Annotated in this window: 12 protein-coding genes; 3 read left to right on the top strand and 9 right to left on the bottom strand. The window is 69.8% G+C overall.

The genetic code is table 11. The features are described from left to right. The first annotated feature begins 4 nt into the window (after positions 1-4). Positions 5-1,456 (top strand): amidase, encoded by a 1,452-nt coding sequence (locus J2X41_RS09825; protein ID WP_310081499.1) that lies wholly within the window; start codon positions 5-7, stop codon positions 1,454-1,456. 159 nt (positions 1,457-1,615) lie between these two features. Here J2X41_RS09825 and J2X41_RS09830 read toward each other — a convergent pair whose 3' ends face one another. Beyond that, positions 1,616-3,391 carry a class I adenylate-forming enzyme family protein gene (locus J2X41_RS09830; RefSeq protein ID WP_310081500.1) on the bottom strand — a complete coding sequence of 592 codons (1,776 nt, stop codon included), beginning with the start codon at positions 3,389-3,391 and terminating at the stop codon, positions 1,616-1,618. Between the two features lie 1,086 nt (positions 3,392-4,477). Between J2X41_RS09830 and J2X41_RS09835 the strand changes: the two genes are divergently transcribed. Next, the gene (locus tag J2X41_RS09835; protein WP_310081501.1) at positions 4,478-5,722 is read left to right on the top strand and encodes a serine hydrolase domain-containing protein; all 1,245 of its coding nucleotides are present in this window, start codon (positions 4,478-4,480) and stop codon (positions 5,720-5,722) included. Between the two features lie 127 nt (positions 5,723-5,849). Continuing rightward, the gene (locus tag J2X41_RS09840) at positions 5,850-6,266 is read left to right on the top strand and encodes a hypothetical protein (RefSeq protein WP_310081502.1); all 417 of its coding nucleotides are present in this window, start codon (positions 5,850-5,852) and stop codon (positions 6,264-6,266) included. A 228-nt stretch (positions 6,267-6,494) separates the two neighbouring features. Here the strand turns inward: J2X41_RS09840 and J2X41_RS09845 are convergent, their stop codons facing one another. From J2X41_RS09845 to J2X41_RS09880, 8 genes are all read right to left on the bottom strand, one after another. Next, a complete protein-coding gene (locus tag J2X41_RS09845; protein WP_310081503.1) occupies positions 6,495-9,218 on the bottom strand; it encodes a valine--tRNA ligase in 2,724 nt (907 codons plus the stop codon). 144 nt (positions 9,219-9,362) lie between these two features. Then, on the bottom strand, positions 9,363-9,893 hold the full coding sequence (locus J2X41_RS09850) for a DUF2497 domain-containing protein (RefSeq protein WP_310081504.1): 531 nt from the start codon (positions 9,891-9,893) through the stop codon (positions 9,363-9,365). A gap of 118 nt (positions 9,894-10,011) precedes the next feature. Further along, positions 10,012-11,529 (bottom strand): TolC family outer membrane protein, encoded by a 1,518-nt coding sequence (locus J2X41_RS09855; RefSeq protein WP_310081505.1) that lies wholly within the window; start codon positions 11,527-11,529, stop codon positions 10,012-10,014. Positions 11,530-11,674: 145 nt separating this feature from the next. Beyond that, positions 11,675-12,247 carry a protein-L-isoaspartate O-methyltransferase gene (locus J2X41_RS09860; protein ID WP_310081506.1) on the bottom strand — a complete coding sequence of 191 codons (573 nt, stop codon included), beginning with the start codon at positions 12,245-12,247 and terminating at the stop codon, positions 11,675-11,677. Between the two features lie 109 nt (positions 12,248-12,356). Further along, on the bottom strand, positions 12,357-13,736 hold the full coding sequence (locus tag J2X41_RS09865; protein ID WP_310081507.1) for a DUF6880 family protein: 1,380 nt from the start codon (positions 13,734-13,736) through the stop codon (positions 12,357-12,359). A 22-nt stretch (positions 13,737-13,758) separates the two neighbouring features. After that, positions 13,759-14,277, bottom strand: coding sequence for a hypothetical protein (locus J2X41_RS09870; protein WP_310081509.1), 519 nt, complete (start codon positions 14,275-14,277; stop codon positions 13,759-13,761). A 118-nt stretch (positions 14,278-14,395) separates the two neighbouring features. After that, positions 14,396-15,910, bottom strand: coding sequence for a tryptophan 7-halogenase (locus J2X41_RS09875; protein ID WP_310081511.1), 1,515 nt, complete (start codon positions 15,908-15,910; stop codon positions 14,396-14,398). 11 nt (positions 15,911-15,921) lie between these two features. Next, positions 15,922-17,460, bottom strand: coding sequence for a tryptophan 7-halogenase (locus J2X41_RS09880; protein WP_310081513.1), 1,539 nt, complete (start codon positions 17,458-17,460; stop codon positions 15,922-15,924). Positions 17,461-17,582: the final 122 nt, after the last annotated feature.

The following is a 17,582-nucleotide window of genomic DNA, read 5'->3' on the forward strand; positions in this document are numbered from 1 at the left end:
CCCGATGGACACTCGCCATGGCCTAACCGCCGCCGCCCCCGCTTCGGAGACGTCCTGGACGCCGGACGCCATGCAGATCGCCGACCGCATCCGGACCCGGGCGGTCAGCGCCGTGGAGGTCGTCGAGAAGGCCGTGCGCGACGCCGAGGCCCTGGACGGGGCCCTGGGCGTGCTGGTCACCGCCGACTTCGACCGGGCGATCGACAAGGCCCGCCGCCTGGACCAGGGCCAGGGCGACCGCGACGCGCCGTTCGCCGGCGTGCCGTTCCTGGTCAAGGACCTCAACGACTATGCCGGCCTGCCCACCCGGTCGGGTTCGCGGTCGATGCTGGGCCTGCCGCCCGCCGCCGCCCAGGACGGCTATTGCGACGCCTTCGACCGGGCCGGGCTGGTGGTGATCGGCAAGTCGGCGACGCCGGAATACGGCTTCCTGCCGACCACCGAGCCCGTGGCCTTTCCGCCGACCCGCAACCCCTGGAACCTCGCCCACAGCAGCGGCGGCTCGTCCGGCGGGGCGGCGGCGGCCACGGCGGCGGGGATCGTGCCCTTCGCCCACGCCAATGACGGCGGCGGCTCGATCCGCATTCCCGCCTCCTGCTGCGGCCTGTTCGGGCTGAAGCCGTCGCGCCACCGGATGCCGCCCAGCCGGCCGCCGTTGCGGGCCGTGGACCTGGCGGTCGAGCACTGCGTGTCGCGCAGCGTCCGCGACAGCGCCGCCCTTTTCGCGGCCACCGAACAGGCCGCCGGTCCCCTGCCCGCCGTCGGCCTGGTGGCCGGACCGAGCCAAAGGCGGCTGCGGGTCGGGCTGGTCACAGAGACCCAGCTGGGCGTCCAGCCGGACGCCGAGGTCCGCGCCGCCGCCGAGGCCGCGGCCAAGCTGATGGAGTCGCTGGGCCACCAGGTCGAGCCCGCCCGATGGCCGACCAACGGCCCGGTCTTCGCCCTGGACTTCCTGGCCATCTGGGCCAGCGGCGCGGCCGAGCTGGTCGACTTCGTGACCCAGACCCTCGGCCGCCGGCCCGACGAGACCGTGCTGGAGCCGTTCACCCTGGCCCTGGCCGAGCTGTTCGGTGGCCTGCCCGAAGGCGGACTGGCCCAATCGGTGGCCCGCCTCAACGCCGACGCCCAGGCCTATGACCGCTGGTTCGACCGCTATGACGTGATCCTCTCGCCGGTACTGGGCCAGCCGCCCGCGCCGCTGGGCTGGGTGGTGCCGACCGTCTCGATCCCCGACCTGACCGAGCGCCTGAACGCCTATGTGGGCTACACCACGCTGCACAACGTGGCCGGCGCGCCGGCGATGAGCGTGCCGCTGCACTGGACCGCCGACGGCCTACCGGTCGGCGTGCAGTTCGCCGCCCGGGCCGGGGCCGAGCGGACGCTGTTCGAGCTGGCCTACGAGCTGGAAGCGGCCCAGCCGTGGGCCTGGCGGCGGCCGGGGATCAGCGTCGGCTAGTCAGATCCTCCCCCCGTGGGGGAGGTGTCGGCGCAGCCGACGGAGGGGGGAGTAATCGGCAGGCGCCGCGACCGGGATCGTCGATCCCCAAAACTCCCCCCACCGATCGCTGCGCGATCGCCTCCCCCACAGGGGGAGGTTCTTGATTTCGCCCCCTGCTTATCCCTCCACGAACACCTTCTTCAGCTCGTTCTTCATGATCTTGCCGTTGGCGTTGCGCGGCAGGGTCTCGGGCCAGAAAAGCACTTTGATCGGCACCTTGAAGGCGGCCAGGCGGTCGGCGACGAAGGCGCGCAGCTCCGCCTCGGTGGCCTGCGCGCCCGGCTTCAAGGTCACCACGGCGGCCGGCTCCTCGCCCAGGGTCTTGTGCGGGATCCCGACGAGGGCGGCGTCCATGATCGCCGGGTGCTCGTACAGCAGGTTCTCGACCTCGATGCAGTAGATGTTCTCGCCGCCGCGGATCAGCATGTCCTTGGCCCGGTCGATGATGTAGCAGAAGCCCTCCTCGTCCAGCCGCGCTAGGTCGCCGGTGCGCACCCAGCCGTCGATGAAGGTCTGGGCGGTGGCCTCGGGCTTGTTCCAGTAGCCCTTCACCACCTGCGGGCCCTTGCACCACAGCTCGCCGACCTCGCCGGTCGGCAGCTCGCGATATGGGGCCTCCAGGGTCATGATCTTCAGGTCGGTGACCGGCACGGCCGGGCCGCAGCTGTCGGGACGGTTCTCGTAGTCCTCGGCCGAATTGCTGGTGGCGGTGGCCGAGGTCTCGGTCATGCCCCAGCCGTTGCCCGGCAGGGACTTGGGCCAGATCTCCTTGATCTTGCGCACCAGTTCGGGGGCCGAGGGCGCGCCGCCATAGGCCACGGTCTCCAGCGAGGACAGGTCGTAGTTGGGGCGGCTGGGATGCTCGATGATCTGCCAGGCGATGGTCGGCACGCCGCCCATCTGGGTCAGCTTCTCGTCCTGGATCAGCTGCATGGCCTTTTCCGGGTCCCACTTGCGGATCATGGCCAGCTTGGCGCCGGCGAACAGCGAGGGGTTCATCACCGCGAAACAGCCGGTGGCGTGGAAGAACGGCACCGAGATCAGCGACCCCTTCTGCGGGGCGGTCGGATCGGGCTGGGGCGGGACCTCGCCGCGGCGCAGGAACCCGCGAGCGCTGGCGGCGGCGGCGGCGAAGATGTTGCTGTTGACGGCCCGGTGGGTGGCCAGGGCCCCCTTCGGCTTGCCGGTGGTGCCGGAGGTGTAGAAGATCGTCGCGTCGTCCTCGGGGCCCAGTTCGACGGTCGACAGCGGCTTCTCGTCCAGCTTGATCCAGTCGTTGGGGCAGCCGATCACCTTTTCCACCCGCCGCACATAGGGATGGGCGATCTCTTCCTTGCTGCGGCTGACATAGACGGTCTTCAGCGCGGGGCAGTTGTCGAAGTGCTCGGCCAGGCGCTCGAAGCGTTCGACGTCCATCACCGCCACCGAGGCGCCGCTGTCGACCAGGCCGTATTCCAGCTCCTGGCCCGTCCACCAGGCGTTCAGCGGGGTCAGGATCGCGCCGATCGACAGGCCGGCATAGAAGGCCACCGGCCATTCAGGCAGGTTGCGCATGACCAGGGCGATGCGGTCGCCCTTCCTGACGCCGGCCGACTCCAGCTCGGCGGCGAACACCGTCACCGCGCGGTAGAAGGCCTCGAAGCTGACCCGCTCGTCCTCGTGCACCATGTAGATCTTGTCGCCATGGGCGCGGCCGACCAGCAGGGTGTCGCGCAGGGTGGGCGGGCAGTGCTTCCAGACCCGGGTCGGAACGCCGCGGATCTCGATCTCCTCCATCTCGCCGGGCGAGCCGGGGGCGGTGATCAGGGCGTAGGCCTGCTTGACCGACATGGCCGGCCACGGGACGGCGGCGGGGGTCGGGGCGGCGTTGGGCGCGGTGGCGGCCTGGGTCATCGTTACTCTCCCGGTCTATGGTCGCGCTTCGCTGGCCGAGCACGTTTCCCCACGAGAAAGCACAGGCCGAGGCGGGATGCAAACGTCTGTTCGAACCTAAGGGAACAACGATAAGTTAGAGGTGGCGGAAGACGCTTTTCAGACCCTCCCCCGTGGGGGAGGCGATCGCGCAGCGATCGGTGGGGGGAGGTTTGGGGTCGTTGATCCGGGGATCTGGCCATCGGCCGATCATTCCCCCCACCGTCGGCTTCGCCGACACCTCCCCCACAGGGGGAGGATCTTGAGTGCACGGCTTCGCCGCCTCACGCGGACCCCCGCTGAGCGAATGGGAAGGGTGCGAAGCGCCCGGGCCTCGCCCGGAGTAGCTTTGATGTTTTGTACCGTTTCGACGAAGTGCAGGCGCTCCGCGTGGAACCGTTATCCGGAAGCCTTCGGGTCGCGGATTTTTAACCCGCTCCGATGGAGGCCCCCGACGGGCAGGACGTTGGCTCCGTCCTGGACCGCACGGGCGATTTCAGCCCGCGCCTGTGGCGACCGTCTTTCGGCTCCGCGGGGATGGTCCCGCCGTCCGACCGGAAAGCCGAAGGTCCGTCCGGATCCTCCCGCCTTCCGCGCCGGCCCGACGGGCCCCGCGCAACCGGCCGACGGACACGTCCCGCTCGACCACCCCCGAAAGCCGCATCGGTCGCCGTACGTGCGCCCTCCCCATGCCTTCAGGTGAGGTCAGGATACGGCCGGTCTGGAAGGGTGGGGATCAAATCGGGTCGAGAAAGTTCAGGGCGTTGAAATCCTAAGGTTTTATCCGCTATCCGCCGAGCATAACTCGCCGGGGACGTGCTCTCACGGCAAGGCGTCGCGGATCGATCATCGGGTATCGGGTGAGTGCATGTCCCCAACGCCATCCGCGGCGTCATGAGCTTTCCGCACCGGACTCAGCGGATCCGTTGGGGACACGCACTCACAACCGGCGCCCTGCGAACCGGTCGGCGCCTTGCTGTGAGAGCGCGTCCCCGGCCGCGGACGCCCGTACGGCTTGCCGCTCCCCGAGGATCGCCCTACCTCAGGTTCAGCAAAGGGAGTCGTCGCATGCGTCCGTGGATCTCAAGCCTCGCCGTCGCCGCCAGCCTGGTCCTGGCCTCCCCCGGCCTCGCCGCACCGCCCCCAGCGCCCGCCATCGCCGCCGCGCCCGACGCGGCCCTCGACGCGCCCATGGCCGCCCGGCTGGACAAGGTGGTCGACACCGCCCTGGCCGAGCACCGGCTGGTCGGGACCGTGGTGCTGGTCGCCCGCGACGGCAAGCTGGTCTACCACCGCGCCGCCGGCCTGGCCGACCGCGAGGCCGGCCGGCCGATGCGCGAGGACGCCGTCTTCCGCTTCTCCTCGGTGACCAAGCCGTTCGTCAGCGTGGCGGTGATGAAGCTGGTCGAGGACGGCAAGTTGCGGCTCGACGACCCGGTGACCCAGTGGCTGCCCGACTTCCGGCCCAAGCTGGCCGACGGGACCGAGCCGGTGATCACCCTGCGCCAGCTGCTGAACCACACCAGCGGCCTGACCTACGGCCTGGCCGAGGCGCCGTCGCACCCCTACCACCGGCTGGGCGTGTCGGACGGCATCGACCTGTCGGGGATCACCCTGGACGAGAACATGCGCCGCCTGGGCCAGGCGCCCCTGGCCTTCCCGCCCGGCTCGGCCTGGCGCTATTCGCTGGCCATCGACGTGCTGGGCTCGGTGGTCGAGAAGGCGGCTGGCAAGTCCCTGCCCCAGGTCGTGGCCGAGACCGTCACCGGCCCCCTGGGCCTGACCGACGCCGGCTTCGTCGCCCGCGACCCGGCCCGGCTGGCGACGCCCTATGTCAACGCCCAGCCCGAGCCGACCCGGATGACCGACAACCAGGACGTCCCGCTGGGGCCCACGGCCGTCCGCTTCGCGCCCAGCCGGGCCACGGACAAGACCGCCTTCCCGTCCGGCGGCGCGGGCATGGTCGGCACGGCCGGCGACGTGCTGGCCCTGCTGGAGACCGTCCGCAAGGGCGGCGCCCCGATCCTGAAGGCCGCGACCGTCGCCGAGATGATGAAGGACCAGGTCGGCCCGCAGGCGGCGACCCAAGGCCCCGGCTGGGGCTTCGGCTATGGCTGGGCGGTGCTGGACGACCCGGCCGTCGCCAAGACCCCGCAGGCGGCCGGCACGATCGCCTGGGGCGGGGTCTACGGCCACAACTGGTTCGTGGACGCCAAGAACGGCCTGACCGTGGTGATCATGACCAACACCGCCTTCGAGGGCATGAACGGCCCCTTCACGGCCCAGGTCCGCGACGCCGTCTACGGGCGCTGATCGGGGTCGTTGAGCGAACCGCGTTCGAACATGGACCCATTTTGACCGCATCAGCGTCCAGCCGACGCCCCATTGTCACGTCAGCGTAACAGAACGTTGGGGGACATTTCGACAGATGGGAAACCGCATGCGTTCATTTCTGACCCTCGGCGCCGCCGCCGTAGCCCTCGCCATCGCCGCCCCGGCCCTGGCCCAGACCACGTCTCCGACCGCCCCGGCTCAGGACCCGGCCGCGGCGGCCCCCGCCCAGGATTCCACCACAGCCCCGACCGGAACCCCGGCCCCCACCGCTGGGACCGCCACCGCCACCGCCACCGCTCCGGTGACGGCCGGCCAGCCGGTCAAGGACAACACCGGCGCCACGATCGGCACCGTCGCCGAGGTCAAGCCGGACGCTTCCGGCAAGACGATGGCGGCGATCAAGATGGACGACAAGACCTTCGCCGTCGACGTCGCCAACCTGGCCGTCCGCGACGGCGCCACCCTGATCAACGCCAGCAAGGCCGAGATCGAAGGCATGCTGGGCGGCGCGAAGAAGCAATAGCCGGCGCTCCCCTCCCCTTCATGGGGAGGGGCATCGCCTATGATTACAGCCGGAAAAAGCCGTCATCCCGGACAAGCTCGGCAACGCCGAGCGCCGATCCGGGACCGCCGCAAGCGCTTGCGTTCACGCGTCGGTCCCGGATCTTCGCGCTGCGCGCTCGTCCGGGATGACAACCGCTTTTGGTCATAGGCGACGGCCCTCCCCGCGAGGGGAGGGAAATTCTTCGGATCAGCCCACCGCCTGTAACCGAGCCAACGCCGCTTCCAGCTTGGCCTTGGCGGCTTCCGCCTCGGCCAGGCGCTCGCGGTTCTCCTCGACCACCTCTTCCTTGGCGCGGGCCAGGAAGTCGGGGTTGCTGAGCTTCTTGCCGGTCTTCTCGATCTCGCCAACATGGCCGGCGATCTCCTTGGCCAGTCGCGCCTTCTCGGCCGAAAGATCGATGAACTCGGCGATGGCCAGGGCGCCTGTCGCCTCGCCCAGCACGATCGGCACCGAGCCCGCCGGGGCCGCGTCGGCCTCGCGGGCGCTGTCCAGGCGGGCCAGGCTCAGCAGCAGATCGCGGTGGCGGGCCAGGCGGCCCTTGGTCTCGGTGTTGGCGCCGATTACCGACAGCGGCGGCTTGGCGCCCGGCGGCACGTTCATCTCGGCGCGGATCGAGCGGATCTCGCCGACCGTGTCGACCAGCCAGCCGATCTCGGCCTCGGCGTCCGCGTCGATCCAGCTCTCGGGCAGCTCGGGCCATTTTTCGACGATCAGCATGCCCTCGCGGGGCGCGCCGAACTCGGCGGTCTTGTCCCACAGCTCCTCGGTGATAAACGGCATGACCGGGTGCAGCAGCTTGAGAATGACGTCCAGCGCCCAGGCGGCCGTGGCGCGGGTCTCGGCCTTGGCCTCGGCGTCGTCGCCGTTGAGGATCGGCTTGGCCAGTTCGACGTACCAGTCGCAGAACACGTTCCAGATGAACCTGTAGAGCGCATCGGCCGCGTCGCTGAAGGCCGGGGCCTCAAGCGCGCGGGTCACCTCGGCGGCGGTCTTGACCGTCTCGCCGCGGATCCACTTGTTGATCGGCTGCCGGACCGTCGCCGGGTCGAAGCCCTCGACGCGGACGCACTCGTTCATCTGGGCGAAGCGCGAGGCGTTCCACAGCTTGGTGCCGAAGTTGCGATAGCCCTCGATGCGCTGCTTGCTGAGCTTGATGTCGCGGGCCTGGCCCGACATCGCCGTCATGGTGAAGCGCACCGCGTCGCAGCCCAGCTCGTCGATCAGGACCAGCGGGTCCATCACGTTGCCCTTGGACTTGCTCATCTTGGCGCCCTTCTCGTCGCGGACGAGGGCGTTGATGAACACCTGCTTGAACGGGACCTCGCCCATGAAGTGGATGCCCATCATCATCATCCGGGCCACCCAGAAGAAGATGATGTCGAAGCCGGTGACCAGGGTGCTGGTCGGGTAGAACTTGGCCAGGTCCTGCGTCTTCTCCGGCCAGCCCAGGGTCGAGAACGGCCACAGGGCCGAGCTGAACCAGGTGTCGAGGACGTCTTCGTCGCGCTTCAGCACCGGGGCCTCGTCGCCATAGTGCAGGATGGCGGCGGCCAGGGCCTCTTCCTCGGTCTCCTCGACGAAGATGTGGCCGTCGGGTCCGAACCAGGCGGGGATCCGGTGGCCCCACCACAGCTGGCGCGAGACGCACCAGGGCTCGATGTTGCGCAGCCACTCGAAATAGGTCTTTTCCCAGTGCTTCGGCTCGAAGACCGTGGCCCCCTCCTCCACCGCCTTCAGGGCCGGTTGAGCCAGGGTCTTGGCGTCGACGTACCACTGGTCGGTCAGGTAGGGCTCGATGACCACGCCCGAGCGGTCGCCGTGCGGGACCATGTGGCGGGTCTTCTCGATCTCGCGCAGCCAGCCGTCTTCCTCGGCCTTGGCGACGATCGCCTTGCGGGCGGCGAAACGGTCGAGGCCGCGATAGGCTTCGGGGACCTCGTCGTTCAGCCGGGCGTCGGGCGTCAGGATGTTGATCGCCGGCAGGCCGTGGCGCTTGCCCACGCCGAAGTCGTTGAAGTCGTGCGCGGGCGTGATCTTGACCGCGCCCGAGCCCTTGGTCGGGTCGGCGTAGTCGTCGGCGACGATCGGGATGCGGCGGCCGACGATCGGCAGGACCACGTCCTTGCCGACCAGGTCCTTGTAGCGTTCGTCCGACGGATGGACCGCCACGGCGGTGTCGCCCAGCATCGTCTCCGGACGGGTGGTGGCCACGACGATGAAGTCGCGGGTCTCGAATTGCGTGGCCTTGCCCTCGTCGTCGAAGGCGACCGGATATTGGAAGGTCACGCCGTCGGCCAGGGGATAGGCGAAATGCCAGTAATGGCCGTCGACCTCCTTCTGCTCAACCTCGAGGTCGGAGATGGCGGTCTGGAACTGCGGGTCCCAGTTGACCAGGCGCTTGTCACGATACAGCAGGTTCTGCTTGTAGAGCTGGACGAACACCTTGCGGACGGCGGCCGACAGGCCCTCGTCCAGGGTGAAGCGCTCGCGCGACCAGTCGCAGCTGGCGCCCAGGCGGCGCAGCTGGTTGGTGATCGCCCCGCCGCTTTCGGCCTTCCATTCCCAGACCTTCTCGACGAAGGCCTCGCGGCCCATCTCGCGACGGCCGATATTGCCGGCGGCGGCCAGCTGGCGCTCGACGACCATCTGGGTGGCGATGCCGGCGTGGTCGGTGCCCGGCAACCACAGGGCCGACTTGCCGCGCATGCGGTGGAAGCGCGTCAGCACGTCCTGCAGCGTGTTGTTCAGCGCGTGGCCGATGTGCAGCGAGCCCGTGACGTTGGGCGGCGGGATGACGATCGTGAACGCCTCGGCGCCCGGCGCCTCGCTGGGCTTGAAGGCCCCGGAGGCCTCCCAGGCGGCGTACAGGCGGGGTTCGACGGATTTGGGATCGAAGGTCTTTTCAAGCATGGCGCGGTGGGTATGCCATCTGCGGCCGCCGGGCGAAACCTTGGGCCTTGGTTCAATGGGGATTTCAGGACGGAAAAAGGCGGCCGCCGGAGCGACCGCCTTTGAATTTTCGTGCGTCGCCGCCCAGGAGGCGAGGACGCGCCGCTATACCCCGCGGCCGCGGGCGATGCGGTGGACTTCTTCCTCGACCTTGGCCTCGACGATGCGCGGCAGGTTCTGGTCCAGCCACTCCTTGAGCAGCGGGCGCAGCAGTTCGCGCACCACGTCCTCCAGGGTGCGGCCGTCCTTGGGCATCAGCAGGGCCGAGCTCAGGCTGCCGAAGGCGCTGGCGGCCAGGCCGGCGGCGTGGTCGCCCACCAGGTTGTCGGCCACTTCGTCGCGGGAGAACGCCGACGCGGGGGCCGGTTCGGGCGGCGGAGGCGGCGGCGGGGCGGGTTCCGGCTCGGGTTCCGGCGAATAGACGTCGATGTCGCCCATCGATTCGACCGGCGCGGGCGGCTCGATCGGGTCGGTCAGTTCCAGAACGTCGTCCTCGGCCGGGGCCTCCTCGACGGGCGCGGGCTCGGGTTCCGGCGCCGCGGCGGCCTCCGTCGGCGCGTCATCTTCCGAGATGATGCGCCGGATGGAGGCGAGGATTTCCTCCATCGTCGGTTCTTGGGGGCTCTGGTCGGACATGGGTTGGGCGTCTCGAAGAGGGTACGAATCCGGAGACGCCCCGACGGACGCCTACCGCGATGGTGCAGACTTGCGCGCCTTAAGCAAGCTCAAGCATCGAAGGCGCGCCAATTGGTCCCTATTTGGCGCCGGCCTTGGCGGAGGACGCCGGCGCGGCCTTGACCGCCGTCGACGGGGCGCCGACCTTGTCGATCACGCGGACGACGGGCTCCCACGGCACCCAGCCGAAGGCGTGGTTGACCTTGTTGTACGACTTGACCGGGTCGTAGCGCTCGACCTCGGGGGCCAGGTTGGCGACGTTCAGCACGCCCATGGCCTGCAGAACGCTGGCGCTGGCCACGTATTCGTCGCGGTGGGCGACCACCAGGGCGACTTCGGCGTTGGCCAGCTCCAGCTGGGCGTTCAGCACGTCCAGGGTGGTGCGCAGGCCGACCTGCTGCTCCTGGCGCACGCCCTCGAAGGCGATGCGGGTGGCGCGGACCTGCTCCTCGTTCGACACCAGGTTGGCGCGCGAGGCCAGCAGGTTGTTCCAGGCGGTCGAGATCTGCTGCAGGGCCTGGCGCTGGGCGCTCTCGACCGAGATGCGGGCGGCGTTCTCGCGTTCCTTGGCGGCGCGGACCTGCGAGGCGTTCAGGCCGCCGGTGAACAGCGGCACCGAGGCGGTGATCGAACCGCTGAGCGCGCGGTCGTAGTCGCCGTACTGGCGACCGACGCTGTTGATCTCGCTGGCGTCCCAACCCAGGCCGGCGCGGGCCGAGACGGTGGGGCGATAGACGGCCTTGGCGGCGGCGACGCGGGCCGCGGCGGCCTGCTGGGCGTAGCGGGCGGCCTGGATCTGCGGGTTGTTCTTGTCGACCAGGTCGAAGGCCTGTTCGACGCTGGCCGGCAGCAAGGCGGCCAGGGACGGCTCGGGGGCCAGGTCGGTCGGGTTCTGGCCGACCACGGCGGCGAAGGCCGCCCGGCTGGCGGCCAGCAGGGCCTGGGTCGACGACAGGCTGGCGCGGGCCGCGGCCAGCCGCGCCTCCGACTGGGCCACGTCGGTGCGGGTGATCTCGCCGACCTCGAAGCGCGCCTTGGACTCTTCCAGCTGGCGCGTCAGGACGGTGACGTTCTCCTGGGCGATGCGCAGGCGTTCCTGGTCGCGGCGAACGTCGACATAGCTCTGGATGACGTTGCCCAGCACCGACTGCTCGACGCTGCGCAGGTCCTCGCGACCGGCCAGCACGTCGGCCTCGGCGGCGGTCAGGTTGGCGCTGGCCCGGCCGCCGGTATAGAGCGTCTGGCCCAGGTTGACCGAGGCGCCGCTGCCGGCGGAGTCGGCGTGGTCGCGGTTGGGCACCTGGACGATCTGGCCGCCGACCACCGCGGCGGTGGTGCCGGGATCGGCCAGTTCGGTGTGGGTGCCGCTGATGCTGGCCGAACCGGTGACGCTCGGACGGAACGCCGTCTTGGCCTGGACCACGCCCTCGTCGGTGACGCGCTGATTGGCGCGCTGGCCCTGCAGGGTGGGGTTGGTCTGGTAGGCCAGGGCCAGGGCGTCGGCCAGGGTCTCGGCCCGCGCGGCGGAGGCGAGGCCGGCCATCAGGCCCAGGCTGCAGGCTGCGGCCAGCAAAGCGGCCCGACGGCTATTCGACATCAAGTTCATTCCCCACGAAACCTTCGCCAGACCCGGCGCGACGCCCGCGCCCACTATGATCGGCTGTACGGCGAGAGACCATAGGCCGCTAGTTAAGCTTTTTTCACGCAGACGTTGCGCGCCCCAGCTTTCTGGACCCAAGCCGTCAGAACGCAAAGCCCTGTTCGACGGCGAAACCGGCCAGCAGCGGCGGCGTGGCGTCGAAAACCGCGCGACGGCCCACCCCGTCCTCGGCCCGGACATAGATCACCGCGCGGCCGACCGGCCCTTCGCGCTCGATCACCGCCAGGCGGCCGCCCTGGGCCAGGGCCCTGGCCCAGCTGGCGGGAGCCCGCGGCACCGCGCCCTCGCAGATGATCACGTCGTAGTCGGAGCCCGGCGCGGCCGTCAGGTCGTCGCCATCCAGGCGGGTGACCGAAACGCCCATCTGTTCCATCACCGCGGCGGCGTAGGGGGCGGCGATGGCCAGGGCCTTGTCGCCCTCGCGCGGACGCAGGTGCTGCAGCAGCTTGCCCACGTCGCGCGGCCGCAACAGCCAGCGGCCGGGGGCGTACTCGACGTCGGCGTCGGCATAGGCCAGGTAGCCCTTGCCGGCGGGGACCAGGGTCTCGCGCGGCACGACCCTCAGGGCGTCCTGCAGGGGCAGGTCGGTGACGTCGGCCGTGCGGATCTGGCTTTCGACCATGTTCAGGCGCGCGGCGGCGAAATCGGAGCTCATGGAATCCCTCGAAGGGCTGGAATTTTCAGCCCGCTTATAGGTCCGCCGCTCGGTCCTAGGCAATCGAGGGTTTTTATTAGCTAGACTGTAGAACGCCCGTGAAGCCGCCTCACCAGCGCCGATAGCCCGCCACCCGCGCGGCGAACGCGTCGGCGTCCTCGTGGCCGTCCCAGTCGGCGATGGCCGGAGCCAGGGAGGCGGCTTCCAGCAGCTGGTGCTGGGCGTCCTTGTAGCGGGCGGTGCGGGCGTAGCGGGCGGTGTCCAGGATCATCGCCCGCAGCAGCAGGGTGGCGGCCAGCGGGTGGCGGCCCTCGATGGCCCGGGCGGCGGGTTCCAGCAGCTCCGGGCGGTCGCCGTCCAGATCGCCCGGCCGGCGCAACACCAGGCGGGCGGCGCGATCCCAGGCCGGCCAGCGGATCAGGAAATCCAGGGCCGCGTGGACGTCGTGGAAGTCCTCGGCATGGGCCAGGGCCTTGTCCTCGGCCTCGACGTCGTCGAAGTCGGGCAGGCGCTTGAGATAGTCGCGCAGACGCTCGACCGACAGGCCGCGCTCGAAGCTGGCCCAGCGCATGTCCTGGGCAAGGTCGCCCTGCCCGCGCGCCTCCAGCACCTCGATATAGGCGTCCTCCCAGTCCAGGGCCCCGGGACCGGGCGGGCTGGGCCGGCCCAGCACAGTCCCGACCAACTGGACGAACGAGCCGGGCGTCGAGCGGTCCAGCGCCGCGATGGCCTCGTCCAAGCGGCCCGCCGCCGCCAGCCGCCGGGCGATCTGCGCCCCGATCGGCGGCAGAACGGCCTGGGAGTCGGTGAACTGGGCGACGTAGCCGTCGACGTCGCCCTGGGCGTCGGCCAGCACCTGGACGGCGGCCTTCAGCGCGCCGCTGACCCGCTTCTGCGCGGCCATGGTCGTCTCGACCCGGGCCCGCAGCAGGGCCACGCCCTCGGCGCCCAGCGCCGGCAAGGCGTTCTTCAGGACCCGCGGCCCCAGGCCCGCGCGGCCGTGCAGCAGCAGGTCCATCAGCTGGTCGCCCAAGGCCCTCGAGTCGGGCAAGGCCAGGGGCGCGATCGCCGCCACCGCGTCGACCGCCGCGTCGAACACCGCCTCGATCTCGCCCTTGGCGTCGGCGGTGCGGTGGGACACGCCCTCGGCCAAGGCCACGAAGCCCAGCATCATCGGCAAGGCCAGGGTCGGGTCCAGCGCGGCCAACTGGCCGGCGATCAGGCCGCGCAGCATGTCCAGCTCGCGCACGAACTCCTTGTGCTTGCGCCAGTGGATGCGGGCCCGGCTGTCGTTGACCGCCTCCAGGCGCTTGGTCAGTTCGGAGACCAGGTCGTCGGCCCCGATCGCCGCGGCCAGTTCCAGGCGCAGGCGCCGCTTGATCTGGGCGTGGCCCTCGGCGACGTCGATCAGCAGGTCGGCCAGCCGCTCGGCGCCCAGGGCGGCCAGGTTGGCCGTCGTCAGGGTCTTCTTCGAGCCCGTGCGCTTCACCGTCGCCAGCGGAGTTCTCCCGTCACGCGTCAAACCTTCCGCCCAAGCGAGTCGCCAGGTCCGGAAGCGCATCCTCTAGCACGGCGGCATAGGCCAAGGCTGCATGAGGCGCGGCGGCGCCCTGCAGCCGCCGGAAGGCGTCCTCGACCACCATGGCCTGCTGTTCGAGGTTCAGGGTCGCGAACCGCGGCCGATCCGCCAGGTCGTAGGCATAGGCGGCGGGGCCGTCGCCAGCCCGCAGCTTGGCGAAAAGCAGGTTCAAGCCGCGCTGGGCCTGCCAGACATGGACCAGTTCGTGGACGAACATCGCCTGCTCGGCCACCGGCACGTGGGGCGCCGCGAAGTCGGGCCGCATCGCCCGGACCGGCCAGACGATCAACCCGCCGCCGGCCACGAAGGCGCGGTTCCAGAACGGGATGGCCAGCAGCCGCACCCGCCCGGCGTCGAGGTTGGCGCCGAACACCTGGGCGGCCAGGTCGCGCTCGCCGTCGGTCAGGCGTCGCCAACGGCGGGTTCGCGGGGTCGTGCGGCGTGTGAACATCGGCAGACAAACGCCAGTGGTTTCAAGGGGCTCCGCCTGGAACGCGAAGAGGCCGGAGAGTATGGCGCGCCGTGGCGCCGACCGCCATCGCCGTCCCCGATGAGCGGATTGGAGAAGCCTAGGCGCTGCGCTTCAGCGGCGCCGCCGGGCAGTGCTGGCGCAGGAATTCCTCGTGGCTGGGAAGCGTCGCCACGAACTCGGCCAGCATGGGCGCGGACTTGTCCATCAGGTTCATGATCACGCTCAACGGGATGCGGTCGACCAGCTGCTGGTAGCGGTCGGGCCGCACGCCCATGCCTTCCATCACCGACTGCCAGCTGGGGGCGCGGAACATGTCGTCGACGCCGTCGCGCAGCACGCCGGCCGCCTTGAACAGGGCCATGCGCTCGCGCAGGCTCTGCGGCGGGATCACCTGCTGGTAGTCGCGCCAGAACGGCGTGTCGTCGCGCCGGGTGGTCACGTAGTGCAGGACGATGAAGTCGCGGATCTCCTCGTAGTCGGCGACCATCCGGCGATTGTACTCGGCCGCCAGGATCGGATCGGCGTCCATGTCCGGCATGAACCGCAGCAGGTAGTCCATGCCCTTGTAGATCAGGTGCAGGGCCGTGGACTCCAGCGGCTCGATGAAGCCGCACGACAGGCCGATCGAGACCACGTTCCTGACCCACGGCCGCTCGCGCACCCCGGTCTTGAACGGGATGATGTTGGGTCCCAGCACCACCTCGCCCTGGACCTGGCGCATCAGGGTGGCCGTGGCCTCGTCGTCGCTCAGGTACTTGCTGGCGAACACATAGCCGTTGCCCGCTCGATGCTGCAGCGGGATGCGCCAGCGCCAGCCGAAGTCCTGGGCCTGGACCAGGGTGTAGGGATGCGGCGGACCGACGTTTTCGGTCTGGGCCACGACGGCGCGATCGCACAGCAGGACGTCGCCCCAGTCGCGGAACGGCTCGCCCAGGGTCTTGCCGATCAGCAGGGCGCGGAAGCCCGAGCAGTCGATGAAGAAGTCGCCGGTCACTTCGCCGCCGTCCTTCAGGATCACCTTGGCCACGACGCCGTCGGGCCGGGTCGCCACCTCGGTGACGATGCCCTCGGTGCGCTTGACGCCGCGCGCCTCGGCGAACCTGCGCAGGTACAGGGCCACCAGCCGCGCGTCGACATGCAGGGCGTAGTTGGCGTTGGCGATCATCGTCCGCTGGGCCTTGGCCGGCAGCATGAACTTGCCCGTGTCGGCCATCACCGTGGCCGGGGCGAAGTCCTGGAGCTTGGACGGATGGCCGTTCTGCTTGGCCCGCAGCCAGCACTGGTAGAACTCGTTGACCTCCAGCGGCCCGCCGATCTGGCCGAACGGATGGTAGTAGACGTCGCCCTTCTCCAGCCAGTTCTCGAACCGGATGCCCAGCTTGAAGGCGGCTTGGGTTTCCTGGATGAATTCCTGCTCGTTGATGCCCAGGGTGCGGATCAGTTGGAGGAACGGCGGGATGGTGGACTCCCCTACCCCGATCGTGCCGATCTCCTCTGACTCCACCAGCTCGACCTGCGTCGGGCCGTTCTGGAAATAGTGGCTGAGCATGGCCGCGCAGATCCAGCCGGCCGAGCCGCCGCCGACGATGACGATCTTGTTCAGGTGGGCCATGCGAAGGGTTCCTACTCGGCCGCCACCGATTGCGGGCGGGCGTACTGTTCGATGAAGTCGCCGTGGGGGCGCGTGGCCGCCACCGTATCCGCCACCGCCTTGCGCATTTCGGCCAGGGCGGCCGACAGCTGGCCGGCGTCGAAGCCGTCGACGCTGAGGTCATAGGTTTCCGGCAGCAGGCCGAAACCGGCATAAATCGCCAGCCAGCTGGGCGGGGAGAACATCTCCCAGCGGTAGCGGACGAAGTGGCCCTGGGCGCGCCACAGGTCGATCTTCTTCTGAAGGGTGTCGGGGACCGCCATCTCGCGGCAGTGGGTCCAGAAGCCGGTCGGGTCTTCGGAACGCTGGTTGAGCTTGTAGTGCAGGATGATGAAGTCGCGCACGCGCTCCATCTCCAGGCGCGACATTTCGTTGAACTCTTCGACCACCGCCGGGTCGAAGTCGCGGCTGGGGAACAGCGCCTTGATCTTCTCGATGCCGGTCTCGATCAGGGCGATGCTGGTGCTTTCCAGCGGCTCCAGGAAGCCCGAGGCCAGGCCCAGGGCGATGCAGTTCCTGTTCCAGGCCTTCAGGCGGCGGCCGGGATGGAAGCCGATCTTGCGCGGCGCGTGCAGCAGGCGCTCGTCCAGCGAGCCGGTCAGGACCGCCCTGGCCTCGTCGTCGGTGGTGTGGCGGCTGGAATAGACATAGCCGTTGCCCCAGCGATGCTGCAGGGGGATCCGCCACTGCCAACCGGCCGGACGGGCGGTGACGTCGGTATAGGGCGGCGGCGCCCCCTGCCCTTCGCTCTGAACCGCCAGGGCGCTGTCGCACAGCAGCCACTGGCTCCAGTCCTCGTAGCCGGTGTGCAGGGCCTCCTCGATCAGCAGGCCGCGAAAGCCCGAGCAGTCGATGAACAGATCGCCGGCCACGGTCGCGCCGCTGTCCAGCGACACCGACTCGATGAAGCCGTCCTCGCCGCGCAGGTTGACCTTGGCTATCTTGGCGTCGAGGCGGCGCACGCCGTTCTGCTCGGCGACCTGGCGCATCAGCCCGGCGAACAGGCCGGCGTCGAAATGCAGGGCCCAGTCGAACACCGACAGGGTCGAGGGCGGGTTGCGCGAGGGGGTGGTGAACTTGCCGCCGGCGGCCAGGCTGGCGCCCAGCGAATAGTCGCCGATCGGCGCGGCCTCGCCCAGGGCCCGCAGCCGCATCCAGTAGTGGTGGAAGGCCACGCCCTTCAGGTCCTGGCCGTAAAGGCCGAACGGGTGGATGAACGAGGCGCCCAGCGTCGTCCAGTCGTTGAAGCGGATGCCCAGCTTGCAGGTGCCGCCTGTAGCCCGCAGCACGTCGATATCCGACAGGCCCATGGCCTGATAAAAGCGGCGAATGGTCGGGATCGTCGCCTCGCCCACCCCGATCGTGCCGATTTCCGAGGACTCGATCAGGGTGATGGTGACCGGCGCCGCGCCGAAGTGATGCTTCAGGCTGGCGGCCGCCATCCAGCCCGCCGTGCCGCCGCCGACGATGACGATGTCGCGGATCCGCCGGTCGCTGGCGCTGTCCTGCATGGTGGCTCCCTACCCTTGATCGAAGCTCGTGGCGGCTTCTTCTCGCGGGCTTCCAGCGCCCGTCTTGGTGGTCATGCTAGCCGCCCCGCTCGAAAAAAGAAGCCGCCGTGACAGGGGGTCAC

It is taken from the genome of Caulobacter sp. BE254, from assembly GCF_031457295.1.
Taxonomy (GTDB): domain Bacteria; phylum Pseudomonadota; class Alphaproteobacteria; order Caulobacterales; family Caulobacteraceae; genus Caulobacter.

Coding starts and splice junctions, on each gene's coding strand:
- J2X41_RS09870 (WP_310081509.1), bottom strand. CDS start 14,277: ATGTTCACACGCCGCACGACCCCGCGAACCCGCCGTTGGCGACGCCTG.
- J2X41_RS09835 (WP_310081501.1), top strand. CDS start 4,478: ATGCGTCCGTGGATCTCAAGCCTCGCCGTCGCCGCCAGCCTGGTCCTG.
- J2X41_RS09860 (WP_310081506.1), bottom strand. CDS start 12,247: ATGAGCTCCGATTTCGCCGCCGCGCGCCTGAACATGGTCGAAAGCCAG.
- J2X41_RS09855 (WP_310081505.1), bottom strand. CDS start 11,529: ATGTCGAATAGCCGTCGGGCCGCTTTGCTGGCCGCAGCCTGCAGCCTG.
- J2X41_RS09825 (WP_310081499.1), top strand. CDS start 5: ATGGACACTCGCCATGGCCTAACCGCCGCCGCCCCCGCTTCGGAGACG.
- J2X41_RS09840 (WP_310081502.1), top strand. CDS start 5,850: ATGCGTTCATTTCTGACCCTCGGCGCCGCCGCCGTAGCCCTCGCCATC.
- J2X41_RS09845 (WP_310081503.1), bottom strand. CDS start 9,218: ATGCTTGAAAAGACCTTCGATCCCAAATCCGTCGAACCCCGCCTGTAC.
- J2X41_RS09850 (WP_310081504.1), bottom strand. CDS start 9,893: ATGTCCGACCAGAGCCCCCAAGAACCGACGATGGAGGAAATCCTCGCC.
- J2X41_RS09830 (WP_310081500.1), bottom strand. CDS start 3,391: ATGACCCAGGCCGCCACCGCGCCCAACGCCGCCCCGACCCCCGCCGCC.
- J2X41_RS09880 (WP_310081513.1), bottom strand. CDS start 17,460: ATGCAGGACAGCGCCAGCGACCGGCGGATCCGCGACATCGTCATCGTC.
- J2X41_RS09875 (WP_310081511.1), bottom strand. CDS start 15,910: ATGGCCCACCTGAACAAGATCGTCATCGTCGGCGGCGGCTCGGCCGGC.